General features: G+C 72.4%; 19 protein-coding genes and 2 tRNA genes. 15 read left to right on the top strand and 6 right to left on the bottom strand.

Annotated features, from left to right (window positions below):
- Positions 1 to 147: 147 nt before the first annotated feature.
- From ACZ6WH_RS28710 to ACZ6WH_RS28660, 11 genes are all read left to right on the top strand, one after another.
- Positions 148 to 1272: a TIGR03364 family FAD-dependent oxidoreductase gene (locus tag ACZ6WH_RS28710; RefSeq protein ID WP_469731785.1), complete on the top strand. Its 1125-nt coding sequence runs from the start codon at positions 148 to 150 to the stop codon at positions 1270 to 1272.
- Positions 1273 to 1277: 5 nt separating this feature from the next.
- Entirely contained in the window at positions 1278 to 1988 is a 711-nt protein-coding gene (locus tag ACZ6WH_RS28705) for a phosphonatase-like hydrolase (RefSeq protein WP_469731783.1), read from the top strand.
- Positions 1972 to 3093, top strand: coding sequence for an ABC transporter ATP-binding protein (locus ACZ6WH_RS28700; RefSeq protein ID WP_469731781.1), 1122 nt, complete (start codon positions 1972 to 1974; stop codon positions 3091 to 3093). Before ACZ6WH_RS28705 ends, ACZ6WH_RS28700 begins: the two co-directional genes overlap by 17 nt.
- Positions 3086 to 3994, top strand: coding sequence for a 2-aminoethylphosphonate ABC transporter permease subunit (locus ACZ6WH_RS28695; RefSeq protein ID WP_469731779.1), 909 nt, complete (start codon positions 3086 to 3088; stop codon positions 3992 to 3994). The genes ACZ6WH_RS28700 and ACZ6WH_RS28695 overlap by 8 nt, the downstream gene beginning before the upstream one ends.
- Positions 3975 to 4772, top strand: a complete 798-nt coding sequence (locus tag ACZ6WH_RS28690; protein ID WP_469731777.1) for an ABC transporter permease — start codon at positions 3975 to 3977, stop codon at positions 4770 to 4772. Before ACZ6WH_RS28695 ends, ACZ6WH_RS28690 begins: the two co-directional genes overlap by 20 nt.
- A 33-nt stretch (positions 4773 to 4805) precedes the next feature.
- The gene (locus tag ACZ6WH_RS28685; RefSeq protein ID WP_432854791.1) at positions 4806 to 5873 is read left to right on the top strand and encodes a 2-aminoethylphosphonate ABC transporter substrate-binding protein; all 1068 of its coding nucleotides are present in this window, start codon (positions 4806 to 4808) and stop codon (positions 5871 to 5873) included.
- Positions 5874 to 6022: 149 nt separating this feature from the next.
- On the top strand, positions 6023 to 7528 hold the full coding sequence (locus tag ACZ6WH_RS28680) for an alkaline phosphatase family protein (protein WP_469731775.1): 1506 nt from the start codon (positions 6023 to 6025) through the stop codon (positions 7526 to 7528).
- A gap of 107 nt (positions 7529 to 7635) precedes the next feature.
- The gene (locus tag ACZ6WH_RS28675) at positions 7636 to 8415 is read left to right on the top strand and encodes an HAD-IIA family hydrolase (RefSeq protein WP_052867035.1); all 780 of its coding nucleotides are present in this window, start codon (positions 7636 to 7638) and stop codon (positions 8413 to 8415) included.
- Between the two features lie 118 nt (positions 8416 to 8533).
- Positions 8534 to 8851, top strand: coding sequence for a hypothetical protein (locus tag ACZ6WH_RS28670; RefSeq protein WP_432854784.1), 318 nt, complete (start codon positions 8534 to 8536; stop codon positions 8849 to 8851).
- Positions 8841 to 9476, top strand: a complete 636-nt coding sequence (locus ACZ6WH_RS28665) for a class F sortase (protein ID WP_469731773.1) — start codon at positions 8841 to 8843, stop codon at positions 9474 to 9476. Before ACZ6WH_RS28670 ends, ACZ6WH_RS28665 begins: the two co-directional genes overlap by 11 nt.
- A gap of 327 nt (positions 9477 to 9803) precedes the next feature.
- Complete coding sequence (locus tag ACZ6WH_RS28660) at positions 9804 to 10868, top strand: glycoside hydrolase family 6 protein (RefSeq protein WP_469731772.1); 1065 nt, start codon at positions 9804 to 9806, stop codon at positions 10866 to 10868.
- Between the two features lie 69 nt (positions 10869 to 10937).
- Here the strand turns inward: ACZ6WH_RS28660 and glxA are convergent, their stop codons facing one another.
- The 4 genes from glxA to ACZ6WH_RS28640 all read right to left on the bottom strand — a co-directional run bounded on the left by glxA (position 10938) and on the right by ACZ6WH_RS28640 (position 16099).
- Positions 10938 to 12911 (bottom strand): radical copper oxidase GlxA, encoded by a 1974-nt coding sequence (gene glxA, locus ACZ6WH_RS28655; protein WP_469731771.1) that lies wholly within the window; start codon positions 12909 to 12911, stop codon positions 10938 to 10940.
- Positions 12908 to 14839 (bottom strand): glycosyltransferase family 2 protein, encoded by a 1932-nt coding sequence (locus tag ACZ6WH_RS28650; RefSeq protein ID WP_469731770.1) that lies wholly within the window; start codon positions 14837 to 14839, stop codon positions 12908 to 12910. The genes glxA and ACZ6WH_RS28650 overlap by 4 nt, the downstream gene beginning before the upstream one ends.
- Positions 14840 to 15235: 396 nt before the next feature.
- Positions 15236 to 15916 carry a FadR/GntR family transcriptional regulator gene (locus ACZ6WH_RS28645; protein WP_432854765.1) on the bottom strand — a complete coding sequence of 227 codons (681 nt, stop codon included), beginning with the start codon at positions 15914 to 15916 and terminating at the stop codon, positions 15236 to 15238.
- A 109-nt stretch (positions 15917 to 16025) separates the two neighbouring features.
- Positions 16026 to 16099, bottom strand: a tRNA-Lys gene (locus ACZ6WH_RS28640).
- A 316-nt stretch (positions 16100 to 16415) separates the two neighbouring features.
- Here ACZ6WH_RS28640 and ACZ6WH_RS28635 point away from each other — a divergent pair.
- The 4 genes from ACZ6WH_RS28635 to ACZ6WH_RS28620 all read left to right on the top strand — a co-directional run bounded on the left by ACZ6WH_RS28635 (position 16416) and on the right by ACZ6WH_RS28620 (position 20392).
- The gene (locus ACZ6WH_RS28635) at positions 16416 to 17714 is read left to right on the top strand and encodes a peptidoglycan-binding protein (protein WP_469731769.1); all 1299 of its coding nucleotides are present in this window, start codon (positions 16416 to 16418) and stop codon (positions 17712 to 17714) included.
- A gap of 11 nt (positions 17715 to 17725) precedes the next feature.
- Complete coding sequence (locus tag ACZ6WH_RS28630) at positions 17726 to 19228, top strand: SPFH domain-containing protein (protein ID WP_469731767.1); 1503 nt, start codon at positions 17726 to 17728, stop codon at positions 19226 to 19228.
- 9 nt (positions 19229 to 19237) lie between these two features.
- Entirely contained in the window at positions 19238 to 19654 is a 417-nt protein-coding gene (locus ACZ6WH_RS28625; protein WP_469731765.1) for an SsgA family sporulation/cell division regulator, read from the top strand.
- Between the two features lie 144 nt (positions 19655 to 19798).
- Positions 19799 to 20392, top strand: a complete 594-nt coding sequence (locus tag ACZ6WH_RS28620) for a lytic polysaccharide monooxygenase auxiliary activity family 9 protein (protein ID WP_361562755.1) — start codon at positions 19799 to 19801, stop codon at positions 20390 to 20392.
- Between the two features lie 66 nt (positions 20393 to 20458).
- On the opposite strand, the gene ACZ6WH_RS28615 is transcribed toward ACZ6WH_RS28620, so the two are convergent.
- Together ACZ6WH_RS28615 and ACZ6WH_RS28610 are read right to left on the bottom strand one after the other, a co-directional pair.
- Positions 20459 to 20532: transfer RNA gene (locus ACZ6WH_RS28615), tRNA-Lys, on the bottom strand.
- 72 nt (positions 20533 to 20604) lie between these two features.
- The gene (locus ACZ6WH_RS28610; protein WP_469731763.1) at positions 20605 to 21363 is read right to left on the bottom strand and encodes an IclR family transcriptional regulator; all 759 of its coding nucleotides are present in this window, start codon (positions 21361 to 21363) and stop codon (positions 20605 to 20607) included.
- Between the last annotated feature and the right edge of the window lie 113 nt (positions 21364 to 21476).

The raw sequence follows: 21476 nt of genomic DNA, 5'->3' as shown, positions 1-21476 counted from the left end.
ACGTGGACCACCGGCCGTACCCCTACGGCGAGTGCTGTCTCCAGATCACAAAAGGGTAACGGGTCTAGGCCAAGCTTGATGGCCTGTTAACCGTCCCGTTGCTGAACGGTCGGGGTCGGGTCACCCACCACGGCGAGCGTTTCGGCCATGCGAGTCATAGTTGTCGGAGCCGGCGTGCTGGGGACCATGCACGCCTGGCAGGCGGTCGAACGCGGCCACGAGGTCGTGCACATCGAGCGGGAGGCCGAGGCCCGCGGCGCCTCGGTACGGAACTTCGGACAGATCTGGGTGAGCGGCCGCGCGGGCGGCGAGGAGCTGGACACCGCGCTCCGCGCCCGCGCGCTGTGGGAGGAGATCGGCGCCCGGGTGCCGGGGCTCGGCTTCCGCGCCATCGGCTCGCTGACCGTCGTGAGGAACGCGGCCGAGCGGGCCGTCGCCGAGGCCGCCGCCCGCCGCCCGGACGCAGCCGCGCGCGGCTACAAGCTGCTGGACGCGGAGGAGGCCCGCGCGCTCAACCCCGCGCTGCGCGGCGACTTCCTCGGCGCCCTGTGGTGCGAGCGGGACGCGGCCGTCGAGCCCCGTGTCGCCCAGCGCGAACTGAAGCAGGCGCTGCTCGCCTCCGGCCGCTACACCTACCTCGGCGGGCGCGAGGTCCGCGACGTCCTCGACAACGGCATCGGCGTACGGGACGACCACGGCGACGTGCACCGCGGCGACGCGGTCGTGCTCTGCACCGGCGCCTGGCTGAGCGGCCTGGTCCGCGAGCTGCTGCCGGACCTCCCGGTCCGCCGCGTACGGCTGCAGATGATGCAGACCGACCCGCTCGGCGAGCCGCTGACCACCTCCGTCGCCGACGCGGACAGCTTCCGTTACTACCCCGCGTACGGCAGCGAGGCGCTGGACGCGCTCAACGCCGGCCAGCCGCAGGCCCCGACCGCCGCCGCGCACAAGATGCAGCTCCTGATGGTCCAGCGCGCGGACGGCGGGCTGACCATCGGCGACACGCACGAGTACGAGACGCCGTTCGCCTTCGACACCGTCGAGGAGCCCTACGAGCACCTGACCGGCGTCGTCGAATCGATCCTCGGCCGCCCGCTGCCGCGCGTCCGGCACCGCTGGGCCGGGGTGTACGCGCAGTGCACCGACACCGGCCGGGTGGTGCACCGCCAGCAGGCGAGCGACGGCGTGTGGCTGGTCACCGGGCCCGGCGGGCGCGGCATGACCTGCTCCCCGGCCATCGCCGAGAAGACCGCGAACGAACTGGGTTGGTGATCCCGTTGCACACGAACGAATCCATTGAGCTGGTCGTGCTCGACATGGCCGGTACGACCGTCGCCGACGGCGGCCTCGTCGAGCAGGCCTTCGACGCCGCGGCCCGTCAGCTGGGCGTCGAGCCCGGCACCCCCGACCACGCCGAGAAGCTCGCCTACGTGCGCGCCACCATGGGCGAGTCGAAGATCTCCGTCTTCCGTCACCTCTTCGGCGACGAGGACGCGGCCCGGCGCGCCAACGCCGCCTTCGAGCAGGCCTACGGCGAGCTGGTCGACGGCGGGCTGATCGCGCCCGTGCCCGGCGCCCGCGAGGCCGTCGAGGCGCTGCGGGCCGCGGGGATCACCGTCGTCCTCAGCACCGGGTTCGCCCGGGTCACCCAGGACGCGATCCTCGCCGCGCTCGGCTGGCAGGACCTCGTACCGCTCACCCTCTGCCCGGCCGACGCCGGCGGGCGCGGCCGCCCGTACCCCGACATGGTGCTCGCCGCGCTGCTGCGCACCGGTGCCACCGACGCGGTGCAGCGGATCGCGGTGGCCGGTGACACCTCCTACGACATGCTCTCCGGCCGCCGGGCCGGTGCCTCCGTCGTCGCCGGCGTGCTCACCGGCGCCCACGACAAGGAGCAGCTGACCTCCGCGGGCGCCACCCATGTCCTCGGCTCGGTCGCCGAACTGCCCGCCCTGCTGGGAGTGGTGAGCCATGACCGCCCCGCCTGACACCGCCGCGGCGCCCGCGGCGGCATCCGCCACGAAGCCCGCCGCCTCCGGCATCCGCTTCGAGAACGTCTCCGTCGCGTACGGCACGCACACCGTGCTGGACGGCCTCGACCTGACCGTCGAGCCCGGCGAGGTGATGGCCCTGCTCGGGCCCTCCGGCTCCGGCAAGACCACCGCGCTGCGGGCCGTCGCCGGATTCGTGACGCCGGCCTCCGGGCGGGTGCTGATCGGCGGCCGGGACGTCACCGGGCTCCCGCCGTACAAGCGCGGCATCGGCATGGTCGTCCAGAGCTACGCGCTCTTCCCGCACATGCGCGTCGCCGACAACGTCGCCTTCGGACTGAAGGCGCAGAAGGTGCCGCGCGGCGAGATCGCGGCGCGGGTCACCGAGGCGCTGGAGCTGACCGGCATGGCCGGGTACGCCCGGCGCTACCCGCGCGAGCTCTCCGGCGGCCAGCAGCAGCGCGTCGCCATCGCCCGCGCGCTGGCCATCCGGCCCGGCGTGCTCCTCCTGGACGAGCCGCTCTCCGCGCTGGACGCGCAGCTGCGCTCCGGGATGCTCGCCGAACTGGCCCGGCTCCACCGCGAACTGCCCGACGTGTCGATCCTGTACGTCACCCACGACCAGGTCGAGGCGCTCACCCTCGCCGACCGGATCGCGGTCATGGACCGGGCGCGGCTGCGGGACTGCGGTACGCCGAGGGAGCTGTACCGGGCGCCGCGCACCGAGTTCACCGCCTCCTTCGTGGGCAACGCCAACCTGCTGCCGGTCACGGCGGGGCCCGGCGACGCGGCCGTGACCTTCGGGGACACCGAGCTGGCGGTGCGCGGCACGGAGGGCGTGGCGCGCGGCGCGGCGGCCACCCTGTGCGTACGGCCGCACCTGGTCGGGCTGGGGGAGGGGCCGAACGCGCTGCGCGGCAGGCTCGCCGAACTCCAGTGGCGCGGCGCCACCCACCGGCTCTACGTCGAGGTCGCCGGGCACCGGGTCATGGCCGACGTGCGCGAGCTGCGGGAGGTGCCCGCCGTGGGTGCCGACGTGACCGTGCACTTCGCGCCGGACGACGCGGTGCTGATCCCCGCGGGGGCGGGTGCCGATGGCTAGCGTCACCCAGCGGGCGCGCCTCGGCGTCCCGCCCCGGTCGCGGATCCGGGCCGTACCGCGCGGCCTCTGGGCACTGCCGCCCCTCGCCGGTCTCGCGCTGGTGTTCCTCTACCCCCTCGTGCTGCTGGTGCGGCAGTCGTTCACGCCGGACGACGGCGGGCCGGTGACAGCCGCGTACGGAGAGGTGCTGGCCGAGGCGTCCTTCCGGGACGCGCTGGTCAACACCGTCCTGATCGCGGCCGGGGCGACCCTCGGCTGCCTGGTGCTCGGCTTCGCCCTCGCGCTGGTCGTCGCCTTCGTGCCGTTCCCCGGGGCGCGGGCGCTCGGCCGGTTCATCGACATCTTCCTGGCCTTCCCCTCGTTCCTGATCACCCTCGCCCTGCTGTTCGTCTACGGCTCGACGGGCGTGGCCAACGGGCTGTGGACCTCGGCGACCGGCGCCGCGAGCGGCCCGTTCGACTTCCTGCACACGCCCTGGGGCGTGCTGCTGGCGGAGATCACCTACTTCACGCCGTTCGTGATGCGCCCGCTGCTGGCCGCGTTCTCGCAGGTGGAGACCGGGCAGCTGGAGGCCGCCGCGTCGCTCGGCGCCCGGCCGTTGCGGATCGTGCGCACGGTGATCCTGCCCGAGGCGCTGCCCTCGCTCGCGGCGGGCGGGGCGCTCGTCCTGGTGATGTGCCTGAACGAGTTCGGGATCGTGCTGTTCACCGGTGCCAAGGACGTGGTCACGCTGCCGGTCCTCGTCCACACCAAGGCCATCCTCGACGGCGACTACACCGGTGCGTGCGTCGTCGCGGTCGTCAACATCGCGCTGTCCGTGGCGCTGTACGCCGGCTACCGGGCCCTGGTGGCGCGCACCGGCCGCGAGGGAGGTGCCCGCCGTGCTCGTGCACAGCAATAAGGCCAAGTGGACGGTCTGGGCGGGCTTCCTGCTCCTCTTCCTGCCGCTGTTCGCGCTGCCGTTCGCCGTCATCCTGGCCGCGTCCTTCGCCACCACCTGGAGCGGGGCGCTGCCCTCCGGGACGACGATGACGCACTACCAGGACATGGCCAAGGGCGACTCCCTGGACGCGCTGGTCACCAGCCTGCTGACCGCGCTCGCCGCGAGCCTGCTCGCGCTGGCGGCCGGGACCTGGGCGGCGCTGGCGGCGCAGCGCCTGGGCGGCCGGGGCAAGAAGGTGATCGACACGCTCTTCATGCTGCCGGTGGCGGTGCCCTCCGTCGCCGTCGGCCTCTCCCTGCTGGTCGCCTTCTCGCAGCCGCCGCTGCTGCTCAACGGCACCCGGCAGATCGTGATCATCGCCCATACGGTGCTGGTCACCGCGTTCGCCCACCAGTCGGTGAGCGCGGCGCTGGACCGGCTGGACCCCGCGTACGAGCAGAGCGCCGCGGCCCTCGGGGCCCGCCCCGCGTACGTCCTGTGGCGGGTCAAGCTGCCGCTGCTGCTGCCGTCCCTCACGGCGGCCACCGGACTCTGCTTCGCGCTGTCCATGGGCGAGCTGAGCGCCACGATGATGATCTATCCGCCCGACTGGCTGCCGCTGCCGGTCCAGATCTTCGCCACCACCGACCGGGGCGCCCTCTTCAGTGGCGCGGCCCTCGCGGTGGCCCTGATGGCCGCGACGCTGATCGTGCTCTTCGGCGTCTCCCGCATCCGTACCAGAGCCTCCTACCGCTGACGCGTACCGTTCCCCGAGGAGTCACGACCCGCCATGCGCAGTCACTCGTACCTCAAGCCGGTCGCCGCGACCGTCTCCGTCCTGGCGCTCGGCGCCGGGCTGACCGCCTGCGGCTCCACCGCCGCCGACCCGAACGCCAAGGAAGTCACCGTCTACAGCGCCGACGGCCTGAAGGGCGAGAAGGGCGACGGGTTCTACGACAAGGTCTTCAAGGACTTCGAGAAGAAGACCGGGATCAAGGTCAACTACGTCGAGGCCGGCTCCGGCGCGGCCGTGCAGCGGCTCGCCCGCGAGAAGATGAACACCCAGGCGGACGTGGTCGTCACGCTGCCCCCGTTCATCCAGCAGGCCGACGGCAAGGGCCTGCTGCAGAAGTACGAGCCCAAGGGGTACGACCAGGTGGCCGCCGCCGACCGGGACCCGGGCGGCAAGTGGACCTCCGTCGTCAACAACTACTTCTGCTTCATCCACAACAAGAAGCAGCTCAAGCAGCCCCCGGAGAGCTGGCAGGACCTGCTGGACGCCAAGTACAAGAACAAGCTCCAGTACTCCACGCCGGGCGTGGCCGGGGACGGCACCGCCGTCGTCATCAAGGCCATGCACGACCTCGGCGGCACCGACCGGGCCATGGACTACTTCAAGAAGCTCCAGGCCAACAACGTCGGCCCGTCCTCCTCCACCGGCCAGCTCGCGCCCAAGACCGCCAAGGGCGAACTGCTGGTCGCCAACGGCGACGTGCAGATGAACTACGCCAACATGAAGTCGATGCCGGACCAGGGCATCTTCTTCCCGGCGGCGAAGCCGGGCGGGAAGCCCTCCACCTTCGCGCTGCCGTACGCAGCGGGCCTGGTGAAGGACGCCCCGCACACCGAGAACGGCAAGAAGTTCCTGGACTACCTGCTCAGCCCGGAGGTCCAGCGGGAGGTCTCCTCGGTCGGCGGCGGCTTCGCGGCCCGCAAGGACGTCAAGGCCACCGACGAGAACGCCCGGAAGCTCGCGGAGATCATGAAGGGCGTCGAGATCTTCGAGCCGGACTGGCAGGACATCGACAAGAACCTCGACACCTACGTCGACGCCTGGAAGTCGGCCACCGGCAGCTGACGGCTCACCTCCCGTTCCCGCACTTCTCACCGCACGGCCCTGGCGCTCCGCGCAGTATCGCGGAATGGTAACGGGTCCAGACCCAACGCCCCTGTTCCGGCAGGGGCGTTGGAGTGTGCCGGGCGCATCGCACCCCACGGAGGAACACCTTGTCCGAGCTCAGCAGAAGATCCCTGCTCGCCGTCGCCACCGCCGGTCTCGCCGGCGCCGCGCTGGCCGCCGGGCCGCTCGCCGCCGTCGCCACCGCCGCGGCCCGCACCCCCAAGGTCCTGTTCATCGGCCTGGACGGGGCCGGCCGGCTGGACCGCGTACGGGACGCCGACACCCCCGTCCTCGACTCCCTCATGGCCGCCGGGATCACCGCGCCCACCAGCCTCTACGCGAGCCCGATGGCCCGCACCGAGTCGGCGCCCGGCTGGTCGACGCTGCTCACCGGCGTCTGGCCCGACAAGCACGGCGTCCGGGACAACAGCTTCAGCGGTGCGGACTACGGCAGCTACCCGGACTTCCTCACCCGCGTCGAACGCGCACGCGCCGCCCTGCGCACGTACGCCGTCGCCTCCTGGGCCCCGATCACCGAGCGGATCGTCTCGGCCGAGGTCGACACCCGCGTCGCCACCCCGTCCGCCGAGTACGACAAGGGCACCACCGCGCGGGCCGTCGCCGAGCTGACGGACGGGAACCCCGACGCGGTCTTCGTCCAGCTCGACAACGTCGACCACGCGGGCCACTCGTCCGGCGCCGCGAGCCGGGCGTACCTGGACGCGCTCCGCACCGCGGACGCCCAGGTCGGCGAGATGCTCACGGCCGTGAAAGCCCGGCCCTCCTACGCCGCCGAGGACTGGCTGGTCCTGATCAGCGCCGACCACGGCCACACCGACGCCGGCGGCCACGGCGGGAACAGCTGGGGCGAGCGGCAGACCTTCGTCCTGGCGTCCGGCGGCGGGCTGCCGGCCCGCACGGTCCGCGAGGACGTCCGGATCGTCGACGTGGCCGCCACCGCCCTGCGCCACCTCGGCATCACCGCCGACCCGGCCTGGCAGCTGGACGGCCGCCCCCTGCAGACCTCCGCGGCCGACGACTTCGACGCGCTGCGGCCGAAGCTGACCGGGCCCGTCGACGAGACCGGCGTCGGCTCCGGCGTGCTCGGCTTCACCCGCACCCCGCCGCCCGGCTGGTCCGTCGACAACTCCGCGATGGGCGGCGGCGGGATCACCGAGTGGCGCGGCTGGTCCTTCACCACCGACGAGTTCTGGACCAAGGCCGCCCCCGGCCAGCAGCGCGAGTCCAACGTCCGGGCGCGCGGCGTCTTCGCGGTCGCCGACGGCGACGAGTGGTCCGACGCGGCCACCACCGGCACCTTCGACTCCACCCTGGTCAGCCCCGCCTGGCCGGTGCAGGGCGGCGCGCCGGCCACGCTCTCCTTCTCCTCCCACTACCTCCAGGAGGGCACGCAGCGGGCCGAGGTGCTGGTCTCCTACGACGACGGCACCCCGGCCCCCGTCCGCACCTACACCGCCGACGCCGTCGCCCGGGCCGAGACCGTCGCCCTGGACGTGCCGTCCGGCGCCCGCACCGTGCGGGTCCGCTTCCGCTACACCGGAGGCAACAACTGGTACTGGGCGGTCGACGGGGTCAAGGTCACGGCCGGCTGACTTAGGCTGTGGGCGTCGGTCGTACGTACGTTTCGCCTGAGACGTGCGGCAACGGCCGGCGCCCTCGGCAGTCAGGCAGCAGTTCCCCGTACGGCAGGAGTCCGGCAGTGGCAGAGCGCAAGCCGATCGAGTCATGGCTCACCGACATGGACGGTGTGCTGATGCACGAAGGTGTGCCGGTGCCCGGCGCCGACGCCTTCATCAAGCGGCTGCGGGAATCGGGCAAGCCGTTCCTCGTGCTCACCAACAACTCGATCTACACCCCGCGCGACCTCCAGGCCCGGCTCGCCCGCATCGGCCTCGAAGTGCCGTACGAGTCGATCTGGACCTCGGCGCTGGCCACCGCGAAGTTCATGGACAGCCAGCGGCCGAACGGCACCGCGTACGTGATCGGCGAGGCCGGGCTCACCACGGCCCTGCACGACATCGGGTACATCCTCACCGACCACTCGCCGGACTACGTCGTCCTCGGCGAGACCCGCACCTACAGCTTCGAGGCCATCACCAAGGCCATCCGGCTCATCAACAACGGCGCCGCCTTCATCGCCACCAACCCCGACGAGACCGGCCCCTCCAACGAGGGCCCGCTGCCCGCGACCGGCTCGGTGGCCGCGCTGATCACCAAGGCGACCGGCCGCGCGCCGTACTTCGTCGGCAAGCCCAACCCGCTGATGATGCGGCACGGCCTGAACGCCATCGGCGCCCACTCCGAGACCTCCGCCATGATCGGCGACCGGATGGACACCGACGTGCTGGCCGGCCTGGAGGCCGGGATGGAGACCTTCCTCGTGCTCACCGGCCTGACCGGGCCCGGCGACATCGACAAGCACCCCTTCAAGCCGTCGCACGTCGTGGACTCCATCGCGGACCTCGTCCAGCTCGTATAGCCGGCGGCCGCACCACCCGTACGGAAGACCCCGCTCACCCCGACGGCGCACGGCCCGGGCCGCTCCGGATGCGGGCCGGGCCGCCGGGGCCGACCTTCGGAGATATCCGGAGGTGCGCATGAGTCCACCACGATTCACCGTCTGTACGTGCACGGCCGTCACCGCCTGCGTGGTGCTCGCCGGCACCGCGCAACCGGCGGGCCGCCCGGACACGCGGCCAGGCCCGGCCGCCACCGCGGGGGTGGCGGCACGGTCCGCGGTGCCCGCTGCCCAGGTCTCCACCCGGCCCCTCCCGCCGGCGGCGGACCGGAAGTCCGAGGGCGGCATGAACTCGGGCCGGTCGGCCGGGCTCGTGGTGGCCGGCGGCGTCGCCCTCGTCGTGATCGGCCGCATCGTGCACGTCGTGCGGAAGCGGGGTGGCGGTGATGCCGAATGAGCCCCTGGCCGCCACCGACGGATACGGCCGGCTGCTGACCGGTGTGGCCTGGGCCGTACTGCTGATCGGACTGTGGGTGTGGGGCCGCGGCCCGGCCGAGGGACAGCTGCCGGCCGCCACCACCGGGGACGTCGCCGCGGTGGGCCGCCCCCTCCTCCAGGAACTTCCCCGGGCGATCGACCCGCTGCCCGCCGCCCGGCCCACCGCCGTCGGCATCGGCGCGCTGGGCATGGCCCACGCGGACGTGATCCCCGGCGGCGCGGGCGCCACCGAGGGGACGCCGCCGGGCCGGGAGCCGGACGAGGTGGTCTGGGACGCGACGGGGACACAGCCGGGGCGGCCGGGCGTGGCGGTGCTGACCGGGCGGGGCGAGGCGGGGCCCGGACACGGCCCCTTCGCCGGACTGGCCGGAATCCACGCGGGAGAGACCGTACGGGTGGCCCGCTCGGACGGCAGCATCGCGGAGTTCACGGTGGAAGACGTACGGTCCCGCCCCGCAGGCCCGGCCGGCGCCCGGTGGACCCACGGGGCGCACGAGCGCGGCCGCGCCGAACTCCGGATCGTCGCGGAGGACCGCCCGCGCACCGTGGTCTTCGCGTATCTGACCGGCGTCAGCGGACCCTGAAGGAAGTGAGAGACGTGCGGAGGACGGAACGCGGATCGCCCGGCCCGGCCGGCGGTTCGCTCCCCCCTGAACCACCGGCCGACCGGTCCTCGACCGCCGCGATTCAGGACTGCGGGAGTTGCCCTGCCGCCGGCGGGAGGCGCCATGAAGCGCGCGTTCCAGGCCGGGGGCCGGGGCCAGAATCACACTTTAGAACGCCTGCGCGTCGCTCGTACAGGGGGCGACGAAAGCGGACCGTAACAGGTTGCCCACTCGCCGTCGCCGCACCACACGCATGTGCCAGGATTGCTGCGACCGGCCAAGTTCCGTGCTCCGAGGGGGGAGTGGATGTACGGCGTTGTACCCGGGTCCGGGGGGACTTCGAGCGGACGGCGCGGTGACCGCGGCGGACGAGGCGTCACCGTACCGGCGCTGGCGGCCCTGCTGCTGGCAGCCGCCGGCCTGGCGGGATGCTCCTCGTCCGACGAGCCCGACGAGGGTGCCGGGCCACCGGGCCAGCGGCCCAGGGCCACGGTGCCGTACTGGGTCAACCCGGACGGCAAGGCCGCCCGGCAGGCCGCCGCGTACCGCAAGAACGGCAAGCAGGACGACGCCCGGCTGATCAACCGCATCGCGGCACAGCCCGTCGCGGAGTGGATCGGCATCGACGACCCGCAGGGCGAGGCCCGCGGCTTCACCGAGGCGGCCGCGAAGGCGGACCGCGACGCGCTGCTGGTGCTCTACAACATCCCGCACCGCGACTGCGGCAGCTACTCCAAGGGCGGCGCCGCCGACGGCAACGCCTACCGCGCCTGGCTGGACGGCGTGGTCAAGGGCATCGGCGACCGGGCGACGACGGTGATCCTGGAGCCGGACGCGCTGCCGCACATCGAGGACAAGTGCACCCCCGAGGAGTTCCACGAGGAGCGGTACGCGCTGCTGACCGAGGCCGTCGGCAAGCTCAAGGCGCTGCCGCACACCAAGGTCTACCTCGACGCGGGCAACCCGCACTGGATCAAGGACCCCGGGCGGATGGTGGAGCCCCTGAAGCGGGCCGGCATCGAGAAGGCCGACGGCTTCGCTCTGAACATCTCCAACTACCAGACCACGGCGGAGAACGAGAAGTACGGCCGGCAGCTCTCCGCGATGGTGGGCGGCAAGCACTTCGTCATCGACACCAGCCGGAACGGCAACGGCCCGGCGCCGGGCGGCGACGACGCGGAGAACTGGTGCAATCCGCCGGGCCGGGCGCTCGGCGAGCCGCCGACCACGAAGACCGACGACGGGCTGGTGGACGCCTACCTCTGGATCAAGCGCCCCGGTGAGTCGGACGGCACGTGCAAGGGCGGCCCGCAGGCGGGCGCCTGGTGGCCGACGTACGCGCTGGCCCTGGCCCGCAACAGCCAGCAGTGACGCGGCGCGCAGGGACACGATGAGGGGGCGCCCCGCCCGCGGGGCGCCCCCTCCGTGCGTACCCGACGGTCAGCCGCGGTCCTCGGCGGCGGACGCCGCCGGCTTCGCGGCGGGCACCTTCAGCCACACCGCCTTCGACGGTGTGCCGTCCGCGTCGACGGCCATGACCATGTACCAGCCGGGCGGGACCAGGGACGGGTCCTTGGGCAGGGTCGCGGTCACGGTGTCGCCCTTCGTCGTGAAGTCCAGCGCGACGGAGCGCTGTTCGACGTTGGTGACATGGGTGAACGAGCCGGGCCGGATCAGCCGCAGCTTCTTCAGGGACCCGCTGTGCGCCGAGGTGAACGTCGCCGTGCCGCCCAGCCGTACGGTCGTGGGGCCCGCGGCCTTCAGGCCGGGGCGCGTCCCGTGGAAGAGGTACGGCGGGGTGTAGAGGTCGATCTGCTGCTGGAAGACGCCCGGCCTGGTGTTGTCCTTGTCGGCGAAGAGCGAGTCGGAGCCGAAGGTCATCACCCGGCCGTCGGGGAGCAGCAGCGCGCCGGAGTGGTAGTTCCGGCCGACCAGGGGGTCGGCGACGGGGCGCGAGGTGTTCGCCGCCGGGTCGTACAGCTCGGCCATGAGGACGTTGGAGTCGCTGCGGCCGCGGTAGTCGCCGGAGCCGTTGGTGGTCAGCACCGTGTCGTCCGGCATGATCACGCTGCTCGGGTAGCGGGCCTTCGCGTACAGGTCGGGGCCGTCGTGGAAGCGGGGCTTCGGGTCGGTGAGGTCCGCGATCCGGGTCCTGGCCGTGGCGCGCGGGTCCTCGCCGACTCCGCCGCCGCCGAGGACCATGTACCGCTGGTCCTGCGCGGGCGGCAGCAGCACGGACATCGACGTCTCCAGGATGTCCGGGTCGCTCATCCCGGGCACCACCCGGAACCTGTTGCTCTCCAGGTCCCAGATGCCGGGCGTGCGGCCCTTGTTGTCGGGGCCGTACCCGGCGTTCGAGCCGGTGTAGAAGACCTGGCCCCTGCCGGAGAGGAAGAGCGTCGGGTAGGTGGGGAAGAACCGCTGCTTCGGCAGGTAGGTCCACTTCTTGGTCTTCGGGTCGTAGAGCTCGTTCTTGCCGGGGACGACCTGGCCGATCTCGTCGAGGCCGGAGACCGAGAGGACCTTGCCGTCCTCCATGGAGGTCAGCGTCGGATACCAGCGGGCCTCGTTCATGGGGTCGACGCGGACGTACCGCTCGGCGACCGGGTCGAACTCGAAGGAGTCCTTGATGCCCTGGAAGTCCTTCTTGTCGAAGGACAGCTTCTGTGCGATGCCGTAGAAGTTCCGGGCGTCCGCGCCGGTCAGGCCGTGGATGCGGTAGTTGTCCTGGGCGCCGGTGGCGTGCGCGCGGCCCTCCTTGCGGGCCTCGACGTAGACCCGGCCCTCGCTGTGCTCGACCCGGACCTTCCCGGTGACCTTGTCCTTGATCTTCTTCGCTCGCGGCACCACGACCGGGTCCTTGGAGACGAAGGTCTTGCCGTTCTCCTTGCCGGTGAAGAGCGTGCCGGCGGGGAAGGTCTTCGGGCCGTCCGGGTCCTCGTTGTAGACGATCATCAGGCCACCGGCCTTCTTCACATCGCCCTTGAGGGTCTCGTAGCGCTGGGTGCCGCCCGCGACCAGCAGCTTGCCGTCCGGGAGCTGGGTGTGGCCGGAGCAGAAGAGGTCGACGGGCGTGGGGATGTTCTTGAAGGTGTTCTTCGCCGGGTCCCACAGGACCGTGCGGAAGGACTTGGCCTTGAAGTTCGCCGCGTTGTTGCCGGAGCCGGCGACCAGCAGGACCTTGCCGGTGTGCAGCAGGGCCGCGTGGATGGTGTTGATCCGGTACGCGTCGGGGACGTCGACCACGTCCCAGTGGCCGTTCCGCTCCTTGTACTCCGGCTGATTGATCTTGTACGAGTGGTACTGCTCCGAGGCGAAGCCGTACACCGCCGGGCCGTTCATCGCGGCCAGGGCGATCACCACCACCGCACCCACTCCCAACCGGCGGGTACGGCGGCTCGGTCGGTATCTCATCGGTTGGTTCCCCCCACGGGAATCTGCACGGTCTGCGCGATCCGGTCATCGGTGGCCGCGGGCACCGTGTCCACGGCGGCCGGTGGCTGTGGCTCTGGCTGCCGCTGCGTGGGCGGCGCGGCCGGGCCCGCCCGGTGGCGCGCGTCCCGGCGCAGGGTCCAGCGCCAGACGCCGATCGGGGTGCAGCAGACCAGCAGGGCCAGTACGGCCCAGACGATCATTGCCGGGTGGGCATGGCCGAAGAAGAAGGAGGCGATCAGGGAGGCGCCGAAGACCAGCAGGAAGAAGAGGTGCACCCGGAAGGTCCCGAAGAGGGTGTCGGGGCTGGAGGAGTCGCCCTTCGGGGTCACCACGAACTTGCTCTTGCGGCGCAGCGCCGCGTCGAAGAGGGAGCGCGCGTAGATCGGCGCGGAGAGCGCGGACATCAGCATGCCGGCGACCCCGCCGGAGCCCTCCGGCTCGTGGGGGGAGACGTTGTGCCGGCGGTTCCACACGTACAGGCCGATCTGGAGCGCCGAGGCGTTGCCGTAGAGCATCATCCACACGGCGGGGTCGATCTGGACGCCGGAGGCGCCGAGCCCGAGGAAGAGCGCGCAACTGAGGGCGGCGAGGATCCAGTTCAGCGCGGACATCGGGTAGAAGATGACCATCATGGAGTAGTTGAAGAGGCGGCCGGGGGACAGCGTGAAGGGCGCCTTCCAGAACTGATTGAGCAGCGTTTCGTACGTGCCGCGCGACCAGCGCAGCTGCTGGGTGAAGAAGTCCGTCCAGGCGGTCGGGCCCTCGCCGACGGCGAGCACGTCGGGGGTGTAGACCGAGCGCCACTTCCGGCCCGTCGCGGGGTTGCGGTGGCGGTGCATCTCGAAGCCGGTGGCCATGTCCTCGGTGATCGAGTCGTACAGCCCGCCGATCTGCTGCAGGGCCGTGATGCGCACCGCGTTGGAGGTGCCGACGAACATGGGGGCGCCGTAGCGGTTGCCGGCCCGCTGGATCAGCGCGTGGAAGAGGAACTGCTGCGACTCGGCGGCCTTGGTGACGAAGGTGTCGTAGTTGCCGTAGACCTGGGGGCCGATGACGAAGCCGACGTCGGGGTCGCGGAAGTAGCCGAGCATCCGCTCCAGGTAGTTCGGCAGGGGGACGTGGTCGGTGTCGACGGAGGCGAAGAAGTCGTAGTCGTCGCCGTGCGCCTGGAGCCAGGCGTTGTAGTTGCCGTGCTTCGTTCTTGCGCGGTGCGGGCCCTTCGCGCGGTTCCACTCCGGTATGCCGTGCCGGGTGAAGTGGTGCACCCCGAGTCTCGCGCAGACCTCTCTGACCGCGGGGTCGTCGCCCTCGTCCAGCAGCCAGACGTGCAGCAGGCCCCGGTGGCGGACCCGGACCGCGGCCTCCAGCGTCCTGGTGACCATCTCCAGCGGTTCCTTGCCGGGCACGAAGGAGGTGAGGAAGGCGACGCGGGTGCCGCTCTCGGGTATGACCGGTATCGGGTCACGGGCGACGAGAGTGGCGTGGGCGTTGGAGAGGACGTTCATGCAGCGAAAGAATTCGATCAGGCCGATCGAGACGAGCATGACCACGTCGAGGACGGGGAGGAAGGCGAACTGCGGGTAGTCCCGCTCGGTCCAGTGGGCGGGCTGGAGCAGCCAGGCGAGGAGTCCGAGGGAGACCAGCGGCGCCGCGCCGAGCAGCAGGGCGGCGCGCAATCGGTGCGGCTCGTCGGCGAGGAGGCTGCGGTACCGCACCTTGTACGGCTTGCCGGGCTCGGGCCTGGTCAGCGGTCCGGCGAGCCGGCTGTAGTGCTCGTAGTCGTAGCGCGGCAGCGGCGCGGGCTGCTGCGGGCGCCTGCGGTGCTGGCGCGGCAGGCGTAACCGCGTCGTCGCGGACGGGTCGTACTGTTGTTCCTGCCGGGCGCCGTGAGGCGTCGACGACGTCATGACTCCATCCCCCCGCACGCAGAACTGGCTGCGTGTCCGTCTGTTCCCCGCCCGAGCCGCTGGTCCCCCTGACCGGCTCGGGCTCCGTGGTCTCGGCCGCCCGCGCACTCAGCAGTGCGCCGCCCGCCTTCCGGTTGCCCGGTCGTGCCTCGCCATCATGGCAGCGCGCGGAGTTCCCCAACTCCTCGTTCGGCGCAGCCGATGGCCTTCCCCCACATGCTCGTCAAGGCCATCTTCGACCCATCCGCCACGTCAGGGTCCCTAACCGGCCTTCATGATCGCAAGGGCGGAATGAGGTGCTTACGGAAGGTGTGGGCGTATGAGTGGACTCGGAGTAGTGTGCGGCGGTCCGTGCGCCCCTCCGTCCGGCGGCCCCTCACCCGCCGGACGCACCCGTCAGCGCTCGCCTGAACTGCGCAGTCTGTGGCGGATGTTGTCGAAGTGGTGGCGGACGGCCCGCTCCGCGCGGGGCCCGTCGCCCTCCCGTACCGCCGCCACGATCTCCTCGTGCTGGCGCACCGTGGCCTCCGGGTCCCCGTGCGCCGGGACGAGGTCGGTACGCACCCGGTGGAAGGCGTCCCAGAACGCTTCGAGCACCTCGCTGAGCAGAAGATTGTCCAGGCCGCGATGGAGAGTGGCGTGGAATGCTCGGTCGGTGCCGGCCCGTACGCCGCCGGCCGCCGCCTCTGTCCGCATCCGCGCCACGATCGCGTCCAGCTCTGCCAGGTCCGCCGCCGGCACCCGCCCCGCCAGCCGCGCGATCAGTCCGGTTTCCACCGCCTCGCGCAGCTCCAGCAGCTGGAGCAGGCTGTCCTCGCCGCGGTAGTGCCCGGCCACCGTGCGGAAGGTCAGGCCCTCGATCATCGGGGCCATCGACATCGGCCCGACGTAGGTGCCGAAGCCGTGCCGGATCTCCACGATGCCCATCGCCTGGAGTGCCTTCAGCGCCTCGCGCACGGAGTTCCGGCTGACCCCGAGCAGCTCCATCAGCTCCGGCTCGGTCGGCAGGGGTGCGCCGGACGGCAGCCGCTGGTCGATGATCAGCCTCTTGATGCGCTCCTGGATGTCCCTCGCCATCCCGTGACTCTGCACCCCGGCCCACCCTTTTGACCAGCACTCCCGCGCAAAGCGCCGGTAAGAAACGACCGAGGCCCCCTCGTCGTGACGAGGGGGCCTCGGCCCTACGTGCGCCGCCAGGGACTCGAACCCCGGACCCGCTGATTAAGAGTCAGCTGCTCTAACCAACTGAGCTAGCGGCGCGCGCTGACCTGGAAAACTCTACACGAACTCCAGGGGTGCTCCGGGCCGCGTAAACCCGTCGGCGCCCCGCCGAACGTGTGAGGTGTGACACGCCTGCCGGAATCGGGGCAGGGCGGCTTTTCCTCCGCGTGTCGCGATCTCCGCCACGGTGCCCCGGCGCATTTCCGCCTGGTGGTTCGCCGGTTTTTGTACGGGGAAGAGTGTTTCAGCATGCAAGGTCATCAGTTGCCCCGTCAGCATGCGGTATGCGCCGGTAGTTGAGAGGCTGTGCCGGTGTGAGGCCTATGAGAAAGAAACGGCCGGAAGGGGAACGGGAATGACGGTGCCGGTGTTCGTCGAATTCGAGCCTGCGGACGACTGCCCCTGCGCGGGCTGCGCGCAGGAGCGGCGCCTCCTCGCGCTCGGGCGGCTCAGGGACGGCGGCCACCCCGCCGCGCACGGCGCCCGCCGCGCGCTGGTGCTGGCCGCCGCGGCCGGTACGGTCCTCGCCGGCTCGGCCGGCGACGGGCTGCCCGCCGATGTGCTGCCCGACGCCGGTCCGGCCGGCCGCGCGGCCGCCGACGCCGAGCCGGCGACGGCGCCGCAAGGGCAGGTCAGCGGGTTGTACGGCGGGGCGGGCAGCGGGCGGGCCCGGCTCGCAGCCGAGCCCCGCCCCACCACCCGCGCGGCGATCATCGCGCGGGCGAAGACCTGGATCGCGGCGCGGGTGCCCTACAACATGAACGGCTTCTGGTCCGACGGCTACCGCGAGGACTGCTCGGGCTTCGTCTCGATGGCCTGGGGGCTGGGCAGCAGCCAGTGGACCGGATCGCTCGACCGGTACGCCGTGCGGATAACGAAGGACGAGCTCAAGCCCGGCGACATCCTGCTCTACCACAACGCGGCCAACCCCTCGGCCGGCTCCCACGTGACCATCTTCGGCGGCTGGGCGGACGGCTCGCACTCGAAGTACGTCGCGTACGAACTGGCACCGGAACACGCCCGGAAGCGGGTCACCCCGTACGCCTACTGGAGCAACGCCGGCAAATACGTGCCCTACCGCTACCGGGGCCTGACCGGCGGCGGGCTGCCCGACACCGGGCTCCCGGACGTGGTGGCGGACGCCTTCCCGGGGCTCGGGCACTTCGGCCCGGGGTCCGACAACTCCTGGGTGACCCGGCTCGGGAAGCTGCTGGTCGCCCGGGGCGGCAGCGGTTTCTACCGCTCGGGGCCCGGCCCGCGCTGGAGCGCGGCGGACCGGGACGCCACCCGGGCCTTCCAGCGCGCCCAGGGCTGGCGCGGCGCGGAGGCCGACGGCATTCCCGGGCCCGACACCTGGGCGTACCTGATCGGCGGCAAGGGCCGGGACATCGGCGGCCGGGCCGCCGGCGCCAAGAGCGGCGGCTTCCCCGGCGTCCGCCACTTCCGGCCGGGCGCGGCCGGCAAGAACGTCACACAGCTCGGCCGGCAGCTCGTGAAGAAGGGCTACGGCAAGCACTACCTCTCCGGCCCCGGCCCGCGCTGGACGGAGGCGGACCGGCGGAACGTCGAGGCGTTCCAGCGCGCGCAGGGCTGGCGCGGCCGGGACGCCGACGGCTATCCGGGCCCCGAGACCTGGCGGCGACTCTTCCAATGACGGAGCACTTCATGGCAGGCAGAACGGACGGCGGACGCCCGGAGACCGCGTTCCCGGCGGAGCCGGCGGGCGGCGCGGGACAGACGTACGGGGTGGCGCCGCGGATGGTCCCCCTGATGGACCCCGACACGGGACTTCCCTTCGTGGACGAATTCGGCGTCGCGTCGGACGCCGTACGGCAGGCCCCGGCCGGCGCGCGTGCGGCGGACGCGGCCGGTGCCGAGGTCCGGTACCCGGCGCCCGAGGACGCCCGGCCCCCGGTCCCCGGCTGGGCGGCCGGCGAGGGCGAGCCGATGCCGGACCCGGCGCCCGTCCCGAGGCCGGAGCCCGGGCCCAGCCCGGAGCCGACCCCGGTTCCGGGGCCGGAGGACCTGCCGCCCACGGCCGGTATCGAGGCGGCCGAGGAGCTGCTCGACACCGCCGAACGCGCGGTCCTCAGCGACGCCCTCGGGGTGGTCGACGCCGGCAGCCGGGTGGCCTCGCCGGCCGCCGCCCCCGCCGACGCGGAGCCCTGGCCCGATGACGGGACGGAGCCCGCCGGGCCCGTGCCGGCCGGTGGTCTGCGCGCCCCCGCGGAGGACCCGTACCTCAGCGAGCGGCGCGGGCCCTCGCTCCCCGGTGGCGTCGCCCTGGTCGCCGGGCTGGCCGCGGCCGTCTGCTGCGGGGCGCTGCTGTGGTGGCACGGGATGCTGCCCGAGCAGGCGGCACGGCTGCTGCGGCTGCCGGCCCGGGGCCATTCCCCGCTGGCGGTCCGGGACGCGGCGCTGCTCGGCCTCGGTGGCGCGGCGGCGCTGTTCGCGCTCGGCGGGCTGGCCCGCGGCCGGGTCGGCAGCGCCTGGGTGCTCAGCCGCTTCGGGCGGTACCGCGGCACCGTCCGGCGGACCGGGCTGGTGTGGATCAGCCCGGTGCTGCGCCGCCGCCGGATCGACGTGCGGCTGCGCCACTGGCGGAGCGAGCCGATGCCGGCGGTGGACGCGGCCGGGGTGCGGCTGCGGGCCGTGGTGCTGGTGGTGTGGCGGGTCGTGGACGCGGCCCGGGCCCGGTACGAGGTCGACGATCACGTCGCCTACCTGCGCGAACAGGTGGAGGCTGCGACCGCGCGGGTGATCGGCCGGCTGGCCGCCGACGCGCCGCCCGCCGGCCCCGGAGGGCCCTCGCCGCAGAAGGGCGGCGCCCCGAGCGTCTGGGACGCGGAGGCGGTGGGCAACGCGCTGACCGCGCAGCTCGCGGCGGACTGCCGTCCGGTGGGCATCGAGGTGTTCTCCGCACAGCCCACCCGTGTCGAGTACGCGCCGGAGGTGGCGGCCGCCATGCACCGCAGGCAGGTCGCCGCGCTCGACGCCCGGCACCGCGACACCGTACTGACCTCGGTGGTGGACGCGGTGGACGACACCGTGCGGCGGCTCACCAGCCGGGGGCTGGTGGAGCTGGACGACTACGAGCGCAAGGCGCTGGTCAAGGACCTGACCGTGGCGTTCTACACCGCCCGCGGCAGCGCGGCGGCGCAGGAGTGAGGCGCCGTGGTGGCCGCCACGACCCGCACCCTCGAACTGCAGCTGCTGCTCGGTCCGGACACCGTCGTTCCGGTGGCGGGCCGGTTCGGCTACCGCAGTGACCGCCCGTACGAGGTCAGGGTCGCCTTCGTCAGCCAGGGCCGTACGGTCACGACCTGGGTGTTCTCGCGGGAGCTGCTGCTCGCCGGGCTGCGCGGCCCGGCGGGGGAGGGGAACGTGCGGATACGGCCCTTCCGGGACTCGGTCGGGCTCCGCCGGGTCCACATCGAGCTGCGGGCCGACGGCGGCGCGTGCGCGCTGACGGCCGAGGCCACCGACCTGGCGGCCTGGGTGCGGGCGACCGCCGAGGTGGTGCCGCCCGGGCAGGAGACCCGGTACCTGGATCTGGACGCGCACCTGGCGCGGCTGTTCGCCGAACGGAACTGACAGGTCCGGCTGAACGGGGGACGGGGGGCGGGTGACGAGCCGTGGAAATTGGTCTGGACAACTGCAACAGCCCTCATTACGCTGCGGCTTGGTCTAGACCGCAATGCAGCTCGGCGAACCCGCCCCCACGTTCAGGAGCGAAGCATGCGCAAGAAGATCAGTGTTGCCGTGGTCACCCTCGGCATAGCCGGCGCCTCCCTGGTCGCCACCGGCAGCGCCTCCAGCCACGGGTACGGCACCCAGCCCGCGAGCCGTCAGTCGCTGTGCGCCGCCGGCACCGTCAAGAACTGTGGCGCCATCCAGTACGAGCCGCAGAGCGTCGAGGGCCCCAAGGGCTTCCCGGCGGCGGGCCCCGCCGACGGCAAGATCTGTGCCGGCGGCAACTCCGGATTCGCGGAGCTCGACGACCCGCGCGGCGGCCAGTGGCCCGCCACGAACCTCAAGGCGGGCCAGGGCTTCAACTTCACCTGGAAGATGACCGCCCGGCACGCCACGACGGACTTCCGGTACTACATCACCAAGCAGGGCTGGGACCCGAGCAAGCCGCTCACCCGCGCGTCCCTGGAGTCGCAGCCCTTCATGAACGTGCCGCTCGGCGGCAAGCAGCCGCCGGAGGTCTGGAGCCAGCAGGGCACCGTGCCCACCGGCCACACGGGCCGCCACATCATCCTCGGCGTCTGGAACATCGCCGACACCGGCAACGCCTTCTACTCCTGCGCCGACGTCAACCTGTCGTAACGGCCGGCGGCCGGTCACCGCACACGACGAAGGCCCTCACCGGAGTGAGGGCCTTCGCCTTGTCTGTGCGCCGTCAGGGACTCGAACCCCGGACCCGCTGATTAAGAGTCAGCTGCTCTAACCAACTGAGCTAACGGCGCCTGCTGACGACGTAAATACTACCTGCTCCCGAGGGGTGCTCCTGACCATGTGGTCCCGGCCACACCCGGCGGTCAGATCGCCAGCGACAGCAGGACCGGGGCCGCCCTGCGGTTCAGGGTGTCGGCCGCCTTGCGCAGCCGGTGGGCGTGCTCCAGCGGCATCGACAGCGCGAGGCAGCCCACCGTGGCGCCGGCCGTGATCGGGACGGCCGCGCAGACCGTGCCGACGGCGTACTCCTGGAGGTCCAGGACCGGGACGGAGGCCGGCTGGCTGTCGAGCTTGTGGAAGAGCACCTTCTCGTTGGTGATCGTCCGGGAGGTGAGCCGGGCGGTCTTGTGCCGGGAGAGGTGGTCCCGCCGGCCGTCGTGGTCGAGCTGGGCGAGCAGGCATTTGCCCATCGCGCTCGCGTGCGCCGTGCGGTGGAACTCGGCCCACTCGTTGACCTTGGGGGCCTGCGGGCCGTCGGCGTAGTGCAGGATGCGCACCTCGCCGTCGATGTAGCGGCTGATGTAGACCGCGGCGCCGACGGAGTCGCGCAGCTCGTCCAGCGAGCTCTGGAGCTTGTCGTTGAGCGCCTGGGCCCGGCCGACGCCACCGCCCAGCAGGGTCAGCGACTCGCCGACCACGTACGCGCCGTCGGACAGCTGCTTGAGATAGCCCTCGCGGCGCAGCATCGCCAGCATGTGGCTGAGGTGGGCGGCGGGCAGCCCGGTCTCGCGCGCGATCTGGGTGTCGGTCGTGCCGGTGGCATGCCGGGAAACCGTTTCGAGAACGCGAAGTGCGTAGCGCACCGAGTGATAAGGCGCGGTGGGCTCGTACGTCGGCGCCACGGTGTCCCCCTAGCAGGTTGTGACCGTTTGCATCATCACCGTCGCCGCCCGTCACGGACAGCATGCGTCGCGCGGCCTTACCGGGTGGCGTGGCTCGTACCACGATAGCGGCC

The organism is Streptomyces sp. NPDC050806 (assembly GCF_055586425.1).
Note: the sequence above shows the minus strand (reverse complement) of the source record. Positions and strands in the feature narration are given on the sequence as shown.